Source organism: Paraburkholderia tropica (assembly GCF_900109265.1).
Classification (GTDB): Bacteria; Pseudomonadota; Gammaproteobacteria; order Burkholderiales; family Burkholderiaceae; genus Paraburkholderia; species Paraburkholderia tropica.
Genome location: NZ_FNZM01000006.1, coordinates 265,659 through 283,832, shown reverse-complemented (window position 1 = coordinate 283,832; position 18,174 = coordinate 265,659). Strand labels below are relative to the sequence as shown.

The following is an 18,174-nucleotide window of genomic DNA, read 5'->3' as shown; positions in this document are numbered from 1 at the left end:
GACGCGCCGTGCGCACAAACTTTGATCGTGCCGATTAAAGCTGCTGGATACCCGGAATCGCGACGTCGGGGTTGACGTCGGCCGCGTAATCCACGCCTTCGATACCGAAGCCGAACAGACGCAGGAACTCGGCCTTGTAGCCCGCGAAGTCGGTGATCTCGTAGAGATTTTCCGCGCTCACCTGATCCCAGGCGGCCTTCACCTGCGCCTGGATTTCGGGCGCGAGTTCCTTGTAGTCGGCGCGCAGACGGCCTTCGTCGTCGAGCACCGGCGCGGCGTTGTAGAGCGAGTCCTTGTACAGGCCGTAGACCTGCTCGATGCAGCCTTCGTGCGAGCCGTTTTCCTTCATCGCGCGGAACAGCAGCGAGAGGTAGAGCGGCATGATCGGAATCGCCGAGCTGGCTTGCGTGACCACGGCCTTGAGCACCGACACGCGCGCGTCGCCGCCGCCATGCGCCGCGAGCTTCTCGCGCATGCCCAGCACCTTCTGGTCCAGATCCTTCTTGGCCGCGCCGATCGAACCGTTCCAGTAGATGTCGTGGGTGATTTCCGCGCCGAGGTACGTGAACGCCGTGGTCTTCGCGCCGGGGGCGAGCACGCCCGCGTCGAGCAGCGCGTCGATCCACATCTGCCAGTCCTCGCCGCCCATCACGGCCACGGTGCCGTCGATTTCTGCCTGCGAGGCGGCTTCGAGCACGGTTTCCTTGACGATTTCCTTGTCGGTGTCGACGCCGCGCATGCGCAGCGTCTTGCCGACCGGCTTGAGCGTCGAGGCGTGCACGTCGCCCGTGACCGGGTGCGTGCGGCGCGGCGCGGCGAGGCTGTAGACGACGAGATCGACCTGGCCGAGATCGCGCTTGATCGTCTCGATCGTGGCGTCCTTCACGGCGGTCGAGAATGCGTCGCCGTTGATCGATTGGGCGTACAGGCCCTGTTGCGCGGCGAACTGCTCGAACGCGGCGGTGTTGTACCAGCCGGCGGTGGCGGGGCGCGTTTCGCTGCCCGCGCGCTCGAAGCACACGCCGAGCGTGGCCGCGCCGCTGCCGAACGCCGCCGAGATGCGCGCGGCGAGGCCGTAGCCCGTCGACGCGCCGATCACGAGCACGCGTTTCGGGCCGTTGGCGATGGCGCCGTTGGCTTTCACATATTCGATTTGCTGGGCCACGTTGGCTGCGCAGCCGGCGGGATGCGCCGTCACGCAAATAAAGCCGCGAACGCGCGGTTCGATAATCATCAGACTTCTCCGTCTATCTCAGGTACTTGCAGGGACGGGGCGCATTGTACGCGAGCCAGCGCGGCGCGGCGCGCCAGGCGGGTGTTTATGGGGGCGTTCGGGGCGCGTTGATGGTGCGTTGAGGGCGCGTTGACGGTGCGTTGACGGTCCGTTGAGGGTGCTCCATCGCTTCCCAGCGCTTTCGCGAGCTTTCCGATGCTTGCGCAGGGAAGCCGCGCCAAAACGTGCCGGAACGCGATAGGGCGCGATATCGCTCGACTTGGCGCGATGACAGCGCGATGAAAACCCCTCAATGCCCCGCCGCGAGCGCCGCAACCGGCGCGCCCAGGCAGCCGAGCCCGGCGAGCGTGGCCTCCAGCGCGGTATCGAGCGGCGTATGCGGCTCGCGGCCGAGCGTGCGCACGAGGCGCGCGTTGTCGAGTTCGAGCGTCTCGCGCCACAGATAACGCATTTCCAGCATCTCGCGCAGCGTGGTCGAAAACAGCGCGCCGATCCAGACCAGCGGCCAGGCGAAGGGCTTGCGGCGCGCGGCGAGCCCGTGCCGTTCGGCGACGCGGCAGAGCGCGGCGGCCATCTGCGTGCCATCGGCGTCGCGGTGGCCTTGCATGTGAAAGCGGGCGAACGGCGCGAGTTCGGCGCGCTGTTCGATCAGTTCGACCATCGTGCGCGCCACATCGGGCACGTAGGCCCACGTATGGCCGATGCCCGGCCGCCCCGGCTCGCGCACCGTGCGCACCGGCCGTCCGGGCTGCACCATGCCCTGCGCGAGCCAGCTATTGCCCACGCGCGGACCGAAAAAGTCGCCCGCGCGCACGATGATCGCGCGCGTGCCTTGCGCGGCGGCCGCCTCGATGCGCCGCTCCAACTCCACGCGGATCGCGCCCTTGCGGGTGCGCGGCTGCTGCGGCGCATCCTCGGCGACGCGCGGCAGCGTTTCCGGCCCGAAGTTGTAGACCGTGCCGGGCAGCACGACGGTCGCGCCCACGGCCGCAGCGGCGGCGAGCGTGTTGTCGATCATCGGCAGGACGACTTCGGCCCAGCGCTTGTAGCCGGGCGGATTCACCGCGTGGACGATCACCGCGCAGCCCTGCGCCGCACGCAGGACGGCCGCGCGGTCCAGCGCGTCGCCCTCGATCCAGTCGATGCCGTCCGCGTCGCGCGAACCGTGCTCGCCAGCCGCGCCGCCGAGGTTGCGCTTGAGCGCGCGCACCTGCCAGCCCGCGCCGCGCAACTGGCGCGCCACTTCGCCGCCGATGCCGCCGCTCGCGCCCAGCACCAGTGCGGTGCGCGCCGTGTCAGGAATTGCCGCCATTGCCGTTCTCCGTTGTGGATTCGATGGCTGCATTCTGCGCGGATCGGCGATCATAAAAAATTACCGAAGATGGTCGATCGGCTATACATTTCTGTATGGCCTCGAATCTGAACTGGGAACTCTACCGGACCTTCCTCGCGGTGCTCACCGAGGGCTCGCTCTCGGGCGCGGCGCGCGCGCTCGGCATCACGCAGCCCACGGCGGGGCGACACGTGGTCGCGCTCGAAGCCGCGTTCGGCCAGCCGCTCTTCACGCGCTCGCCCGCAGGCTTTTTGCCGACCGAGGCGGCGCGCGCATTGCGCGGCCACGCCGAAGCCATGCGCTCCACGGCGGCCGCGCTCGAACGTGCGGCGGCGGGGCAGGGCGACGGCATGCGCGGCGTGGTGCGCGTCTCGGCGAGCGAAGTGGTGGGCATCGAAGTGCTGCCGCCGGTCCTCGCGCAACTGCGGCGCACGCATCCCGAACTCGTCGTAGAACTGGTCGCGACCAACCGCGTGCAGGATCTGCTGCAACGCGAAGCGGATATCGCCGTGCGCATGACGCAGCCGCAGCAGGAGATGCTGATCGCGCGGCGGATCGGCGAAACGGAAGTGGGGCTGCACGCGCGCGCCGATTATCTCGACGCCAGCGGCACGCCGCGCACGCTCGCCGACCTGCCGCAGTTCGCGCTGATCGGCTATGACACGGTCACGCCCTTCGTGCGCGAGGCGACGCGCAAGTGGCCGTTCTGGAAGCGCGAGGCGTTCGCGCTGCGCACCGACAGCGACGTGGCGCAGTTCGCGATGATCCGCGCCGGTTGCGGCATCGGCGCATGCCAGGTCGGCATCGCGCGGCGCGACGCCGCGCTCGTGCGGGTGTTGCCGCGCGCGTTCGCGATTCGCCTGCCGGTGTGGATCACGATGCACGAAGACCTGCGCGGCAATCGCCGCTGCAAGGCCGTGTTCGATGCGCTCGCGAGCGGCCTCGACGCCTATCTTGCGAGCGCGCGGGCGTGATCACCCGGCTTACGCGTCCGCCTGCACGATGACCGGCTCGCAGCGAATCGGGAAATTGACCGAGTTGGCGACGTAGCATTTCTCATGCGCCGTGTGATGCAGATGTTCGGCGCGCGCGCGGTCGTCGCCGGCGCGGATCGTCACGCGCGGATGCAGCACGATTTCCTTGAAGCGGCCTTCCTCGGCGGTGTCGATCATGGTGCCTTGCGCTTCGTCCACGTAATCGAGCACGGCGATGCCCGCGTCGGCGCACAGATGCAGATACCAGAGCTTGTGACAGGCGCTCGCCGACGCGACGAGCAGATCTTCCGGATTCCAGCGCGCGGCGTCGCCGCGAAACGCGGGATCGGCCGAGCCGGGAATGGCGGGCTTGCCGGCCGATTCGATCAGGTGGTCGCGGTCATAGTCGCGATAGCCGCTCGTGCCGCTGCCGCGATTGCCGGTCCATTGGACTTTCACTGTGTACATGTGTTCGCCGTGCGCCATTGTCGTTCTCCGTGTGGTCGGGTGGCGCTATTGTCTCATCGACGGATGAATCGGTTGGCGTTGAATTATTTAATTCGGATGCCGTAATAATTTGCGCGATAAAAAACATGCGATATTCACGTGAATCGCCACGATTTTTACGGGATTTTTGCTTGAGGCATGCCGGGGCCGACCCTAGACTTCGGTTCAGCACAACGACAGGAGAGGCCATGTCCACACGCCGAGCCCCGCAAGCTCAAGACGAACGCGACGAGCGCATTGTCTGCACGCCGCCCGGCATGGGGCGTCTGGTGCTGCGGCGCTTCGATCCGCAGCGCGATTCGTGGGAGCAGCTTACGCAACTGTTGCACCGCGCCTTCGCGCGGCTTGCGTCGCTCGGGCTGCATTGCGCGTGCGCGGATCAGGGCGCGGGCGCCACGCGTCAGCGCGCGCTGGCGGGCGATTGTTTCGTGGCGGTGTGCAGCGGGCGGATCGTCGGCACGTTGACCCTCGAAGGCCGCGACGGCGCATCGCCTTGCGAGCAGTATCGTTCGCGCGGCGTGGCGTCGGTGCATCAGTTCGGTATCGAGCCGACGTGGCAGAGTCGCGGCATCGGCCGTGCGCTGCTGGCGTTCGCCTCGCATTGGGCCGCCGCGCGCGGCTGCACGCAACTCGCGCTCGACACGCCGTTTCCGGCCGCCGATCTGATTGCGTTCTATCGCGCGCAGGGTTTCAGTCTCGTCGATGTCGTGCGCTTCGCGGGCCGCGGCTACGACAGCGCCGTGCTCAGCAAACCCGCCGCCGCGAATCAGCCGTTCGCGCCGGCGAGGCCCGGCATCCGGTCCATTCGGCCCATTCAGCCGTCCACCGGCTGCGCGGGCGTGGCCAGATTGAGCTGGTAGAACGCGGCGTCGAGCCATCGGCCGAACTTGAAGCCGACTTCCTTGATCGTGCCCGAGTGCGTGAAGCCGAGGCGCGTATGCAGCGCGATGCTCGCGGCATTCGTGGCGTCGATGCAGCCCACCAGCACGTGCAGTTCCTTTTCCTGCGCGCGGCGGATCAGCTCGCGCAGCAGGCGCTCGCCGAGCCCCAGGCCGCGCGAGTCGCGATGCACGTAGACGCTGTGCTCGACCGTGTACTTGTTGGCCGGGAACGGGCGGAACGCGCCCCAGCTCGCGAAGCCGAGCAGCGTGCCGGCTTCGTCCACCGCGCCCACGACCGGGAAGCCGTTCGCGCGCTTGACCTCGAACCACGTGCGCATCGCTTCCGGCGCGCGCGGCTTGTAGTCGTACAGCGCGGTCGAATTGACGATGGCGTCGTTCAGAATCTCGAGAATGGCGCCCGCGTGCTCAGCCTCGGTGCATTCGATGAACTTCACGCTGTCGCGCGGCGATTCGGTATTCATAAGGATTCCTGTGCAAGCGTGATGAGAATTCGGCGACGCCGCGCCGTGTCAATTGCCGCGCGCGTCGCAAATCGCGACGAGGTAGCGCGCGGGCTGGGAAGCCGGATTGCTGAAAATCAGCGGCTGGTCGAGCCGCATCGCGAGGCAGTCGCCCGCTTCGAGCGCGTGCAACTGATCGCCGAGTTCGACATTCAGGCGGCCTTCGAGCAGCCAGACCTGCTGATGAAACACGTGCTCGCGGCTGCCGGTTTCATAGGCCACGCGCGCGCCGGGCGGAAAGTCCACTTCGACGAGCTGAATGGGCGAGGGCCAGTTGGCCGGCGAGAGGCTGCGGCGCGTGTAGCCCGACTGCGGGTCGCGCCATTGGCTCTGGGCGTCGCGGCGCGCGAGCGGCTCGGCGGGCGCGGATTCGCTCGCGCCGCCGAACAGGCTCGCCATCGATACGCCGAGACCCGACGCGAGTTTTTCGAGCACGACCGCCGTGGGACTGGCTGACCCGCGCTCGATCATCGAGATCATCGAACGGCTCACGCCGCTGCGCGTGGCCAGCGCTTCGAGCGTGAAGCCGCGCGCCGCGCGCAATTCGCGCACGCGCTGGGCGATGCGCTCGTTGATGCCGGTGTCGGTCGGGCTGTGTTCTGACATAGTGGACGCATTATCCACTAAGTTGGAATTTGTGGTCAATATGCTGGAAATGAGGCGCGGATCAGGCGCGCGGCGCGGCGTGCGCCGCCGCTTCGTCCTCGCGCTTCGCCGGGGACGGCCCGGACGTCTGCGCAGCCGCGACCCAGCGCGCGAACTCGGCGGCGGGCATGGCCTTCGCGTAGAGCCAGCCCTGCGCGAACTGCACGCCGTGCTCGCGCAGATACTCGGCCTGCTGCTCGACCTCCACGCCCTCGGCGATCATCATCAGCCCGAGCTCGTGCGCGATGCCGATGATGTGCGGCACGATCGCGTTGACTTCAGCGCCGGTCGCGAGCGCGTTGACGAAGGCCTTGTCGATCTTGATGCCGTCCACGGGCAAGTCCTGCAGATACGAAAGACTCGAATAGCCGGTGCCGAAATCGTCGATGAGGATCTTGTGGCCCGCGTCGCGATAGCGTTGCAGCACGGGCGCGGTCTCGCTCGCGTCGATGAACGCGCGTTCGATGCATTCGAACCAGATCTGGTCGCGGTGCACGTCGTGTTTCGCGAAGCCGATTTGCAGCGTTTGCAGCGCGCGCGAGGAAGTCAGGTCGTCGCGCGTGAGGTTGATCGACACGTGCAGGTCGCGGCGCTTCGCGAGCAGCGCGCCCACGCCCTCGAACACCGACTCGATCACGCGGTCGGTGATCGCGTGGATCAGACCGAGCGATTCGGCCATCGGGATGAAGCTGTCGGGCGAGATCACGGTGCCGTCTTCGAGCGTCCAGCGCACCAGCGCCTCGGCGCCCACGCAGCGTCCGCTTTGCAGATCGACGATCGGTTGCAGCCACGCCGCGAACTGCCGCCGCCGGATGCCTTCGAGCAGGGCGCTGCGCGGCGTGCGCAGCTTGCGCCGCCAGCGCAGTACGAGCCAGGTCAGGAAGCCACTCGCAAGCAGCGCGGGCACGGCGAACAGCCTGAGTTGCGCGAGCATGTCGGGGCGCACGCGGTCGGCGGGCTCGTAGGCGATCACCGCAATCGGATAACGGCGCGAGCGTTCGACCACGTAATAGCGCTTTTCGAAAAAGGGCTTGCCGCCCTCGCGCGTGAAGGCGGCCTGCACGAGTTCGGCATTCGCACGCGGCCAGCGCGCGATGATCGTGCCGTCGCCCGATTCGAGCAGCGCGAGTTCGATGGTGTCGTCGAGCGGGACGATGTCGAGATAGAAGCGCGGATCGATCACCACGATATGCGCGCCGAGACGGATGTTCAGCATGCGCAGTTCGTTGCCGCGTTTGCCGATTTCCGAATGCCACGCGCTGAAATCCGCGCCATACGACCATTCGGCCGGCGGCAGCGTGCGCGCGACGTTGCCGTGCAGCGACGAGCAACGGATGGTCTCGCCGTCGGTCCAGGCCACGTTGCGGATGTAGCGGAACTGCTCCTCGGTCTGCCGCAGCGCCTGCAGATGGGCGGGCGTGCACGGCGTGTTGTCGAGACTCGTGAGCGCCCGCAACGCGGCGACGGCGTCGTTCGTGACGAGTTCGGCGCGCATCAGCGCGCGGCGCGAATATTCGTCGACCTGCTGGCGCTGATTGCGCTCGACGACGGCGTCGGACGCATACGTCACCGCCGCGAGCGTTGCCGAGAGGGCAAGCGCCACGAGACAGAACGTCGTCAGCGCGGTCAGTCGTCGTTTCATGCGGGGAGCGCACGCGAGGGAAAAGCGTTGCGCCCGATGTTAGCGGTTTTCGCGTTGGGCCGATGCGGCACTGCGCGCCGAAGCGCGAGCGAGTGCGGGGCGGGCGATTCAGGCGATTCGTTGCGCATGAATTTGCCCGCGAATGCGCGCGCGAATTCGTGCATGAATGCGAACGCTGAATCGCGCCCTGCGTGGCGCCCCGAATGGTGGAACCGAATGCCGCCTGGGTTCGCGAAGTGACGCCCGCGCTACGCGCCGAGCGTCTGCGGATCGGCGATCACGACGCGGTTGCGCCCGCTTTCCTTCGCGACGTAGAGCCGCCGGTCGGCGACTTGCAGCAGCGGTTCGTAGTGCGCGGGGCCGTCGGCGGGACAGACCGCCACGCCGATCGACACCGTGAACGGAATCGCTTCCGGATGCGCCGCGCTCGCGGGCCCGGCGAGATGTTGCGCGTGCACCTCGACCGCGAGCCGCACGCGCTCGGCCACGGCGCTGGCGGTCGCGAGATCGGCGCCCGGCAGCAGCGCCGCGAATTCCTCGCCGCCGAGACGCGCGGGCACGTCCACGCCGCGCAGGTTCGCGCGCAGGATCTGCGCGAGCAGCGTGAGCACGGCGTCGCCGGCTGCGTGGCCGTAGCGGTCGTTCACGCGCTTGAAATAGTCGATGTCGAGCATCAGCACGGCGAGCGCGGAGCGATCGGACGCGGCGCCTGCATTCGGCATGTTCGCGTCCTGCGTGTCACGCGTGTCGTCGGCGCGCTGCGCGCGTTCGACGGTTTCGGCAAACGCCTCCTGAAAGCGGCGGCGATTCGCGAGGCCCGTGAGCGGGTCGCTGCGCGCGAGCGTTTCGAGCCGTCCGCTCGCCTCCACATAATTGCCGAAGATATTCTTGACGATAAAAAGCGTGCCGACGAGCAGCAAGACCAGCACGGCCCACGCGGCGATCAGCGGGCTGCTGAATACGCGGCGCGCGGCGGCGAGCGTGAGTTCGCGGTCGTCGGTGGCGGCCATCAGCATCCAGTGCGTCTGGCCGATGCGCTGATACAGCAGGTAATCGCCGCGCCGCTCGATATAGCCCGAGCCACGCTGCATCCAGCGCCCGGTGGAGTCGCGCGCGATCTGCAGCAGCGCGAGGCTGAAACGACGCGGGCGTTCCTCGGTGAGCACGCCGTTGCGAAAGTAGACCACGTTGCCGTTATTGTTCAGGAGGCCGAATTCAACCGGCGGCGCGTTTTCCAGTACGTCGCCGGGGTCGGCCGTCGCCAGTTGCAGCGAGAGCAGACGCGACTGCGTGATGTCCATGACCACCGCGCCGCGAAAACGGTCGTTCAGATAGATGGGCGCACTGAGCGTGGAGATGGCCTCGCCTTTTTGCAGGCCCGTATAGACCGGCGTCCAGAGCACGTCGCGCGATGGATTGCGGTCGGGAAGCTGGCCGCGATAGTAGTTCATGCTGCTGAAGCGACGCAGCAGCGCGGGCACGCTCATGCCGTGCTGCTCGGGCGAGATCACGAAGACGCCGTTCGTCGAGATGAAGGCGACGGTGCTCTGCACGGCGTCGGCGTGCTGGCTGATGTCCACGAGCGGACTGATCGCGCGGGCGAGCGCGATGTCGCCGGGCAGGTCGACGTCGTCGCGATGAAAACCGGGCAGCCCCGCGAGCGTCGCGGCGTTGGTGCCGAACACGGGCGGACCGTTCACTTCGCCGGTCGTCTGCCAGGCGACTTGCGTGCTGGCTTGCAGCGCGCGCTGCACGGCGGGGTCGAGCATGCTGCCGCGCGCCTCGGGCGCGGCGGCGAGCACGTGTTCGGCGTAATTACGCAGGAAGGTCAGGCGGCGGCGCTCGGCTTCGATCAGCGCGTCGACGCCCACGGCGCGCACCTGCAGATCGCGCAGACGGCTTTGCAGGTCGTAGCGCGTCATGTTGTAAAGCTGGCGCAGGCCGACGAGCGCGACGAGCAGCATCGCCACGCCAAAGCAGAGCGTGACCACGAGATGCGGCCGCTTCATGATCATGCTGGAGAGAACGCGCACCGACGTGCGGTTCGCGGTGTCCTGCGCGCTGCGCTGCATCGTGCCCGGCCCCTTCGGAGATGTGCCTGTCTGCGGGAATGCGCGGCGTCAAGCATAGCATCGGGTCGCGGCGCGGGCTTGGTGCGTGACGTGGCCGAACGCGCCCGGCTTGACGGCTTCAGTCGCGTCCGGCGTGCTGCGCCAGCGCGACGAACTGCCGAAGCGTCGCCGAGGTATCGCCTTCGCGCCAGCCGAGCGAGAGCTTCGCGCTCATGCGCACGCCGGTCACGTCAAGATAGCGCACGCCCTTGACCTGCACCTGCGCGATGGCCGCGGGCACGATCGACACGCCGAGGCCCGCCGCCACCAGATTCACGACCGACGCGATCTGCGGCGCGGGCTGCGCGAGCCGCGGACTGAAGCCCGCTTCGGCGCACGCGCGCACGATTTCCTCGTTCAGCGTGATGCCCGCGGGTCCGGGCACCAGCACGAAGGGCTCGTTGGCGAGTGCGGCCAGCGGCAGCCGCCGCCGTGCGGCCAGCGGATGCGCCGAGGGCAGCACGATCTTCATCGGCTCGTCGGGCAGGCGCTGGACCGCGATGCCGTCCAGCTCGGTCAGCGTCGTGCGGCCGGGGCGGAAGAACACGGCATCGTGACGGCCTTCGGCGAGACCTTGCACGAGGATCGGCGTGTTGGCTTCGTCGAGCGTGAGCTGCACGGCGGGGAAGCGCTGCGTGTAACGCTGGATCAGCGTGGGCACGAGCGGATTGAACGCCGCCGAGCCGGTGAAGCCGATGCGGATCTGTCCCGACTCGCCGCGCGCCGCGCGTTGCGCGGCCTGGGCGGCGCGCGTGGCGTCGTCGAGCACGCGGCGCGCCTCGACCAGAAACGCCTCGCCTGCCTGCGTGAGCGCGGCGCCTTGCGGCGTGCGCACGAACAGCTCGACGCCCAGCTCGCGTTCGAGACTCTTGATCTGCTGGCTCAGCGGCGGCTGGCCGATGCCGAGCTTTTCGGCGGCGCGGGTGAAGTTGCGTTCGGCGGCGACGGCCACGAAATAGCGCAGATGACGGAGTTCCATGCGATGCCTCGGGTTCCGGTGGGCGTGCTCAGGCGTGACGCGCGTGACGGATGTGCTGGCGAGCCAGTGCTAAAACATATCGCGTTAGCCAGTTCCATATATTGGACAGTATAACGACGCGGCGGGACAATTTGCCTCGTCATTGCAGCTTGCCGCGAGGCCCCGTCATCATGAACACCCAATTCGCCGCGACGCGCCGCGCGTCGCCGGCCGCTTCATCCGCACCTTCGCCAGCCTCCACCCGCACGGGCGTCGATCCCGGCTCGTCCGCGTACCGGCGCATCAGCATCGCGTTGTTTCTCGCCGGTTTCGCGACGTTCTCGCTGCTCTATTGCGTGCAGCCGCTGCTGCCCGTGTTCGCGAGCGAGTTCCATATCGGCGCGGCACAAAGCTCGCTCGCGCTCTCGCTCTCGACGGGCCTGCTCGCGATCTCGATCCTCTGCGCAGGCGCGTTGTCCGAGCGCGTCGGACGGCGCGGTCTGATCTTCGTATCGATGACACTGGCCGCGCTCTTCAACGTGATCGCCGCGCTCGAACCGTCGTGGCACGGCATTCTGATCGCGCGCGCTTTCGAAGGCTTCGCGCTCGGCGGCGTCCCGGCGGTGGCGATGGCCTATCTCGCCGAGGAAATCTCCGCGGGCGGCCTCGGTCTTGCGATGGGGCTGTACGTGGGCGGCACCGCGTTCGGCGGCATGATCGGGCGCGTCGGCATGAGCTGGCTCGCGGAGCATCTGTCATGGCGCACGGCCATGCTGACGATCGGGGTGATCGACGTGATCGCGGCGCTGGCGTTCTTCGCGCTGCTGCCCGCGTCGCGCCACTTCGTGCGCCGCGCCGATCTGAGCCCCGCGCATCATGTCGCGCTGTGGCGCAAGCATCTGTCCGCATCGACGCTGCCTGCCGTGTTCGCCACCGGCTGCCTCGCGATGGGCGTGTTCGTGACGGTCTACAACTACGCGGGCTTTCGTCTGCTCGCGCCGCCGTTCGATCTGAGCGCGACGCAAACCGGCATGATCTTCTGCGCGTATTTCGCGGGCATCGTGGCGGCGTCGGCGGCGGGCGCGCTCGCGGATCGCTGCGGACGCGCGCCGGTGCTGATCGGCGGCGTGATCGTCGCGGCCGTCGGGCTGGCGCTCACGTTGTCGAGCGCGCTGGCGCTGGTGGTGATCGGCATCGTGGTGCTGACCGTGGGCTTCTTCACGACGCATTCGGTCGCGAGCGGCTGGGTCGGGCAACTCGCGGACGGCGCGAAGGGGCACGCCACGTCGCTCTATCTGCTGGCGTATTACCTGGGATCGAGCGTGCTGGGTTCGTGGGGCGGCTGGTTCTGGCAGAAGGGCCAGTGGCCTTCGGTGGCGGGTTTTGCGTTCGCGTTGCTGGCGGCGTGCGGCGCGCTGGGCATCGTGATCGCACGCAGACAGGCGCTCGCTCGCGCGCCAATCTGAAGCCGCGAATCATAACGAGCATCGCCGATGCAAACAGGCGCGCGCCGGCTTCACCGGCTGCGCGCTTTTTTATTCACGCGGACTTTGACACGTACGTCACGCGGCCCAAGCCGAACAGCGGATCACGCTGCAGAAGTTGCCTGCGTGGAAATGCGGGTCCTTGTCGGCGAGCACGTCGGCCTTCACGTTGCCGAAGGTCGTCTCGGGCTTGTGCTTGATGCCGTCGTAGAAGGTCTGAATGATGTCTTCCTTGAAATGCGGCGTGCGCGGATGCGCGTGCACCACGGCGTCGCGCTCGGCGTGGCTGTACTCGTGATACGTGAGGCCGAGCACGTCCATTTCGACACCCGCCGTCACCAGCGCGATCACCGGATGCATGTGCTGAGGGATGCCAGGCGTGGTGTGAAGCGCGATGGACGTCCACACGAGATCGATATCCTGTTGCGAGATGCCGCGCGCGCGCAGGAAGTCGCGCGCCGCGTTCGCGCCGTCCACCTCGAAGCGCTCGTGCGCGCTGCTGTGCGCGTGCGTGAGGCCGACGTCGTGGAACATCGCGCCCGCATAGAGCAGTTCGCGGTCGAACTTCAATTCGCGCTTGAGGCCCGCGAGCGCGCCGAAGTAATACACGCGGCTCGAATGGTTGAACAGCAAGGGCGATTCGGTATCGCGCACGAATTCGGTGATTTCGCGTGCAAGCTGGCTATCGGGGATGGCAACGTCTGCGAGTTCGAGGCTCATGGCGGGACTCCGTCGGGTGGGTGTGGAAGTCATTCTGGACTGTGCTAGCATTGTCTGGATTCGACTGAGAACGTCGATTTCTGCCATTTCACGCGGAATCAGGACATAGCGCCCGCGTGCCCTCCGGAGCCCGATCCTCATGCCCAGAATCGTCGCCATTCTTGCGCTGCCCGGCGTGCAGCTGCTCGACGTGAGCGGCCCGCTCGACGTCTTCGCCCAGGCCAACACGGAGTCGGGCCGCGCGTTCTACGACCTGCGCGTGATCGCGTGCCGCGCGGGCCCGATCCGCAGTTCGTCGGGCGCGCGTCTGCTGCCCGACGCGGTGGCGGGGCAGACGACGGAGCGCATCGACACCTTGCTCGTCGCCGGTGCGCCCGACGCCGCCACCCAGCAGCTCGCGCCGCGCGTGCGCGACTGGCTGCGCACCACGGCGGCGCGCTCGCGGCGCTTCGGCTCGGTCTGCACGGGCGCGTTCGCGCTGGCCGCGAGCGGCCTGCTCGAATCGCGCCGGCTGACCACGCACTGGGCGTCCGTGGACGCGCTTGCGCAGGCGTGTCCCGGCGTGGTCATCGAGCCCGATTCGCTCTACGTGCGCGACGGCAAGCTGCGCACGGCGGCGGGCGTGACGGCGGGGCTCGATCTCGCGCTGGCGCTCGTCGAGGAGGATCTCGGGCGCGAGATCGCGCTGCGTGTGGCCAGTCAGCTCGTGATGTTCTTCAAGCGGCCCGGCGGCCAGCTGCAATTCAGCCGCAAGGGCGAGACGCAGCCGGCCGGGCGCTCGGCGTTACAGGAATTGCAGCGCTGGGTGGCGGCGAATCCGGAGTTGCCGCATCGCGTGCCGGAACTGGCCGCGCGGGTGAACCTGAGTCCACGCCATTTCGCGCGGCTCTTTCAGGCCGAAGTGGGCGTGACGCCCGCGGCGTGGGTGGAGACGGCGCGCGTCGACGCGGCGCGCGCGCTGCTCGACACGCAGGACGAGGCGCCCAAGCGCGTGGCCGCGCGCTGCGGTTTCGCGAACGCCGACATGCTGCGCCGCGCCTTCCTCAAACACGTCGGCGTGACGCCCGCCGAGTACCGCCGGCGCTTCGCGGGCGCGGCGCACGCGGCGGCATAAAAGGCCGTTTATCGCGAACCTGACCCGTCGCGCATCAAAGCGCCAGCCCGCGCGGCATCCGGCGCGCGGAACGCGGGAATATTTCATACAGAAGGCGACGATCCCGGCGATAATCGCGGAGTTCGAACGGCGCGCGCCGTGGCCGATGCGGCGTGCATGAAGGCGGCGGGCCCGGCCCGCGAGCGAGATTCCGGGGCGCCGCTCGAAGCGGCTCAATGGCGCAATCCGGCACGCAACCGAACTCGCAAGCGAACTCGCAAGCGAACTCGCAGTCAGGCACGCAGTCAATTACGCAATCAGGCAGCAAACGGAACGGGCCGCACGGGGATATCCCGTCAACGGGAGACGCGGCCAGGGCGCCACGCGCGAACGCGCATCGTCGCGCGGCATCACGCCGGGGCGTGCATGATGCGCGTACGGAGCGGGCGCGAAGGTTGCGCAGGAAACGATGTGCGATGCACGCTGAGTCCGCGCCGTGCGCCGTTCAGCAAAAACAAAAACCCACGCGACATATTTTTATGTACTCGATCTTGCCCGCGTTCGTGTCCGCGTTGTTTCTCGGATTCGGCGTGTACGTACTGCTGACGGAAGGCGTCACGCGGCTCTCGGTGCCGTTCGCATCGATGTGCGCGACCACCTTCGTCTGGCAAGGCACGTGGGCATTCCTGTTCCAGACCTCGGACCCCGAACTGGCGGGCGTGCTGGTCAAGTTCGGTTATCTCTTCATCCTGTTCCTGCCCACCACGTTCTATCACTTCGTGATCGAAGTGAGCGCGCGGCGCAGCGAACGGCCGTTGCTGCTCGCGTCGTACGGGCTGAGCGTCGTGCTCGCGATGCTGCTCGCGGTCAGCGACGAAGTCGTGTCGGGCTACGGCACGTTCTTCTTCGGCAAGTATCCGCATGCGGGACTGCTGCATCCGCTGCACGTCGCGCAGACCGTGCTGCTCGCCTTGCGCAGCGGCTGGCTGCTGCTCTCGGCGCGACGCCAGACCGAGGCGCGCGACCGCCGCAAGCTGCTCGATCTGTGCCTGCTGAGCCTCGGGCTCTATGGCGTGGCGGCGACCGATTACGCGGTCAATTACGGCATCGCGTTCTATCCGGTGGGCGCGGTGTTCATCGCCGTGAGCCTCGGTATTCTCGCCGTCACCATCGTGCGCTACGGGCTCATGCGGCCGTATCTGCTCGCCGCCACGGTGGCGCATGAAGTGGCCACGCCGCTCGCGGCCATCGGCATGCATGCGGAGGAAATCGGCAACGTGCTGCCCGAACTCATGCGCGGCTATCAGCTCGCGGTGCAGCACCAGCTTTGCGTCGATGGACTGTATCCGGGGCAGTCGGAACGTTTGTCGACGCTGGCCACCTCGATCCGCCGTCAGGTCGACAGCACCAGCACGGTGGTCGAGATGTCGCTGGCGTCGTTCACGCTCGACCGGCTCGACCGGCGCAGCTTCGAGGCCTTTCCGATCCGCTCGTGCGTCAACGCGGCGCTCGAGCGCTTTCCGTTCCGGCCCGGCGAACGCGAGATGGTGCAGGTCGAGGCCATCGATCCGCAACTGTGCTTTTCGGGCTCCGATTCGCTGGTCGTGTTCGTGCTGTTCAATCTGCTGAAGAACGCGCTGTTCGCGATTCACGCGGTGGGCGCGGGGCGCGTGGAGATCAGCGCGGCGAGCGAGAACGGCTACTGCGTGCTGCGCTTCACGGACAGCGGGCCGGGCATCGCGCCCGATGTGCTGCCGCATATCTTCGAGCCGTTCTATTCGACCAAATCGCACGGCAAGGGCGCGGGCATGGGGCTGGCGTTCTGCCGCCGCGTGGCCGACGCGCTGGGCGGCACGATCGTCTGCGAGTCGGTGCCGGGGCTCGCGACCACCTTCACGCTGCAACTGCCCGAGCCGGGTTCCCCGGCGGACCGCGCGCTGCACGAGTCGCCGGGGAAGCCCCGCCGCACGGCGGGGCAGGACTACGCGGGCTGAGCGTATCCGGCAGTTTCTACCGGATGACCGCCTGCCTCGGTTTCAGACAGCATGCCGCCGCGTTGCCGCTTTCCTGGCGCGGCGAACGAAGCACCGGACGCGCTCAATTCGCGCTGGTCGGCAGAACGAGCTCGTATTCCTTGACGCGCTCGATGATCCCCGGCGGGAAACGGCGAATCCGCTTGTCGGTGCCGGCAAAGAGAATCTGCTGGTAGCCGAGCGAAACGGGCCGTCCGTCCACGCAAAAACGGAACACGAGATAGGCCGAGCATTGGCGCACCTGGAAGGTGTTCATGTAGCAGTCGACGCGCTGAAACGGAAACGTCTCCTGCACATATTCCTGATGCGCGCGCTTCGTCACGAAGACGCCGCCCGCCGCGAGCAGATTGTTATGGATGCATTCGTGGAACCAGCGCTCGCGGCAAATGCCCTGCCACTCGAAATAGCGGGCGAAATACGTGTTCATGAAAGCATTCGAGTCCTTGAGATAAATATCGATGACGTGATGGAAAGTCTTGCTCGGCTTAGCCTCCATGATTTCGTCGGAAAATCCGTTGGCGCCACGGGAGAGCACTGCGGGGATCGATTCACGGGCATTCATGCGATTGACTCCAGATCGGAATGGCCGCTTGCGGCGGCCGCGCATGTCTTCGATGTTTGAAGACATGCCCCCAATTCTGTGCGCGTTCCCCGGCAGCCAATACCGCTGTGGCCACATACTCGAGGCGGCGCTCGAAGGTTTGGCTGGATTGGCGCGCAATGGCGATGCGCGCAAACGTTTTCTGCGCGATCGCGCATGGAGCCGGGGTTGTGGCGTCGGCGCAGCGGCGTGGCCTGGCGCTGGCCGAATGGTTGCCGAGTGCGCCCGCGAGGCCCCATAATCACCGGGCGGCGGCAAGGCGGTGCAGCTTGCCGTAATGCCGGAGCCCGCGCGAGGCTCCTGCCGCCATCGCATCTGTTCTTCGAGCACGAGACGTGAAAGCGCGGCGCATGACGGCGCGTTCACCGAGGCAAATACATGAGTTCCATCGTCAGACAGCCGGTTTTTTACCCCGTATCCGTGGTCTTTCTCGACGACAGCGCGGATTTCCTGCACGCGTTGCGCGGTCTCTTTCCGAACCTGCCCACGCATCATTTCTTCACTTCGCAGCAAGAGGCGCGTGCGTTTATCGAACAGCGCGGCGCGCGCGGCGCGGCCCATAGCCCGATGTCGGGCGAAGCGTGGTCGGAGTTCGAAAAGAAAGGCGGCAATGCGCTCGGTCACGACGCGCTCGCCGACGCCTCGCGCTTCGAGGAAGTGGCGGCCATCGTCGTCGATTACGACATGCCGGGCCAGGACGGCCTCGAATTCCTCGACTCGGTGAAGGACGTGAACTGCACGCGCATCCTGCTGACCGGCACCGCCGACGAGTCGCATGCCGTGGACGCCTTCAACGCGGGCCTCATCCACTTCTACCTGAAGAAGTCCGACCCGGGCATGACGCGCAAGCTCGCGCACGCGCTCGCCAACGCGCAGCAGAAGCATTGCGCGGGGCGCGGGCATATCGGCGTGCATGGCGTGGGCGCGATCTACGCCGACCGGCGCACCAACGACGCATTGCATGCGCTGGCGCAGCGCGAACGGCTCGTCGAATACTACTGGCGGCCCGAGCAGAACGCCGTGCTCACGTTCGACGCGTCGGGCAATCCGGGCGTCTTTCTCGCGTGGGACGCGCACGACTGGGACGCGCAATGCGACGTCGTGACCGACGAAGGCGGTCCGTCGGCGCTGCGCGAGGAAATGGAAGGGCGGCGCATCATGCCGGTGTTCTGGCCCAACGAGGCGTACCGTCCAGGCATGGCGCGCGTGGAGTTCGCCGAGCCGCAGCCGCTGCCGGGTTCGCCCGACGCGCACTATAGCTGGACGCGCATCGAAGGCGTGGAACTCGCGCAGGAGTGCGTGACGTTCGCGCAATGGATGCGTTCGCGGCGCGAGGCATGAGGTATCGATCCGCTCGATGCGGACGATAAAAAAGGCGCACGCCGTGAAGCGTGCGCCTTTTTTTATGGGTGTTTTGCGTTGATCGCGTGAGCGATT

At 67.3% G+C, this 18,174-nt stretch carries 16 protein-coding genes; 6 read left to right on the top strand and 10 right to left on the bottom strand.

Features of this window, described 5'->3' with window-relative positions:
- Positions 1 to 34 precede the first annotated feature (34 nt).
- Both fabV and BMY06_RS11950 read right to left on the bottom strand, forming a co-directional pair.
- On the bottom strand, positions 35 to 1,234 hold the full coding sequence (gene fabV / locus BMY06_RS11955; RefSeq protein ID WP_074983278.1) for an enoyl-ACP reductase FabV: 1,200 nt from the start codon (positions 1,232 to 1,234) through the stop codon (positions 35 to 37).
- A 289-nt stretch (positions 1,235 to 1,523) separates the two neighbouring features.
- Positions 1,524 to 2,546, bottom strand: a complete 1,023-nt coding sequence (locus BMY06_RS11950) for an NAD-dependent epimerase/dehydratase family protein (protein WP_074983277.1) — start codon at positions 2,544 to 2,546, stop codon at positions 1,524 to 1,526.
- Between the two features lie 95 nt (positions 2,547 to 2,641).
- Here BMY06_RS11950 and BMY06_RS11945 point away from each other — a divergent pair, with 95 nt between their 5' ends.
- On the top strand, positions 2,642 to 3,541 hold the full coding sequence (locus BMY06_RS11945; RefSeq protein ID WP_065063818.1) for a LysR family transcriptional regulator: 900 nt from the start codon (positions 2,642 to 2,644) through the stop codon (positions 3,539 to 3,541).
- 9 nt (positions 3,542 to 3,550) lie between these two features.
- Here BMY06_RS11945 and BMY06_RS11940 read toward each other — a convergent pair whose 3' ends face one another.
- Complete coding sequence (locus tag BMY06_RS11940) at positions 3,551 to 4,027, bottom strand: OsmC family protein (protein WP_065063820.1); 477 nt, start codon at positions 4,025 to 4,027, stop codon at positions 3,551 to 3,553.
- 209 nt (positions 4,028 to 4,236) lie between these two features.
- On the opposite strand from BMY06_RS11940, the gene BMY06_RS11935 reads away from it, so the two are divergent.
- Positions 4,237 to 4,908, top strand: coding sequence for a GNAT family N-acetyltransferase (locus BMY06_RS11935; protein ID WP_390971501.1), 672 nt, complete (start codon positions 4,237 to 4,239; stop codon positions 4,906 to 4,908).
- On the opposite strand, the gene BMY06_RS11930 is transcribed toward BMY06_RS11935, so the two are convergent.
- The 5 genes from BMY06_RS11930 to BMY06_RS11910 all read right to left on the bottom strand — a co-directional run bounded on the left by BMY06_RS11930 (position 4,863) and on the right by BMY06_RS11910 (position 10,827).
- Positions 4,863 to 5,411 (bottom strand): GNAT family N-acetyltransferase, encoded by a 549-nt coding sequence (locus BMY06_RS11930; RefSeq protein ID WP_074983274.1) that lies wholly within the window; start codon positions 5,409 to 5,411, stop codon positions 4,863 to 4,865. The two genes, BMY06_RS11935 and BMY06_RS11930, sit on opposite strands and share 46 nt — an antisense overlap.
- A 48-nt stretch (positions 5,412 to 5,459) precedes the next feature.
- Positions 5,460 to 6,056, bottom strand: a complete 597-nt coding sequence (locus BMY06_RS11925) for a helix-turn-helix domain-containing protein (protein WP_074983272.1) — start codon at positions 6,054 to 6,056, stop codon at positions 5,460 to 5,462.
- Between the two features lie 61 nt (positions 6,057 to 6,117).
- Positions 6,118 to 7,737 (bottom strand): EAL domain-containing protein, encoded by a 1,620-nt coding sequence (locus tag BMY06_RS11920; protein WP_074983270.1) that lies wholly within the window; start codon positions 7,735 to 7,737, stop codon positions 6,118 to 6,120.
- 248 nt (positions 7,738 to 7,985) lie between these two features.
- Positions 7,986 to 9,809 carry a diguanylate cyclase gene (locus BMY06_RS11915; RefSeq protein WP_074983269.1) on the bottom strand — a complete coding sequence of 608 codons (1,824 nt, stop codon included), beginning with the start codon at positions 9,807 to 9,809 and terminating at the stop codon, positions 7,986 to 7,988.
- A gap of 118 nt (positions 9,810 to 9,927) precedes the next feature.
- Positions 9,928 to 10,827, bottom strand: coding sequence for a LysR family transcriptional regulator (locus tag BMY06_RS11910; RefSeq protein WP_065063832.1), 900 nt, complete (start codon positions 10,825 to 10,827; stop codon positions 9,928 to 9,930).
- Between the two features lie 170 nt (positions 10,828 to 10,997).
- Between BMY06_RS11910 and BMY06_RS11905 the strand changes: the two genes are divergently transcribed.
- Positions 10,998 to 12,272, top strand: coding sequence for an MFS transporter (locus BMY06_RS11905; RefSeq protein WP_074983267.1), 1,275 nt, complete (start codon positions 10,998 to 11,000; stop codon positions 12,270 to 12,272).
- 96 nt (positions 12,273 to 12,368) lie between these two features.
- Here the strand turns inward: BMY06_RS11905 and BMY06_RS11900 are convergent, their stop codons facing one another.
- Entirely contained in the window at positions 12,369 to 13,010 is a 642-nt protein-coding gene (locus BMY06_RS11900) for an HD domain-containing protein (RefSeq protein ID WP_065063836.1), read from the bottom strand.
- 139 nt (positions 13,011 to 13,149) lie between these two features.
- Here BMY06_RS11900 and BMY06_RS11895 point away from each other — a divergent pair, with 139 nt between their 5' ends.
- On the top strand, positions 13,150 to 14,124 hold the full coding sequence (locus BMY06_RS11895) for a GlxA family transcriptional regulator (protein ID WP_074983265.1): 975 nt from the start codon (positions 13,150 to 13,152) through the stop codon (positions 14,122 to 14,124).
- 518 nt (positions 14,125 to 14,642) lie between these two features.
- Positions 14,643 to 16,097 (top strand): sensor histidine kinase, encoded by a 1,455-nt coding sequence (locus BMY06_RS11890; RefSeq protein ID WP_065063840.1) that lies wholly within the window; start codon positions 14,643 to 14,645, stop codon positions 16,095 to 16,097.
- A 103-nt stretch (positions 16,098 to 16,200) separates the two neighbouring features.
- Here BMY06_RS11890 and BMY06_RS11885 read toward each other — a convergent pair whose 3' ends face one another.
- On the bottom strand, positions 16,201 to 16,698 hold the full coding sequence (locus BMY06_RS11885) for an acyl-CoA thioesterase (protein WP_065063843.1): 498 nt from the start codon (positions 16,696 to 16,698) through the stop codon (positions 16,201 to 16,203).
- 417 nt (positions 16,699 to 17,115) lie between these two features.
- Between BMY06_RS11885 and BMY06_RS11880 the strand changes: the two genes are divergently transcribed.
- Positions 17,116 to 18,078 carry a response regulator gene (locus BMY06_RS11880; protein ID WP_065063845.1) on the top strand — a complete coding sequence of 321 codons (963 nt, stop codon included), beginning with the start codon at positions 17,116 to 17,118 and terminating at the stop codon, positions 18,076 to 18,078.
- The last annotated feature ends 96 nt before the right edge of the window (positions 18,079 to 18,174 follow it).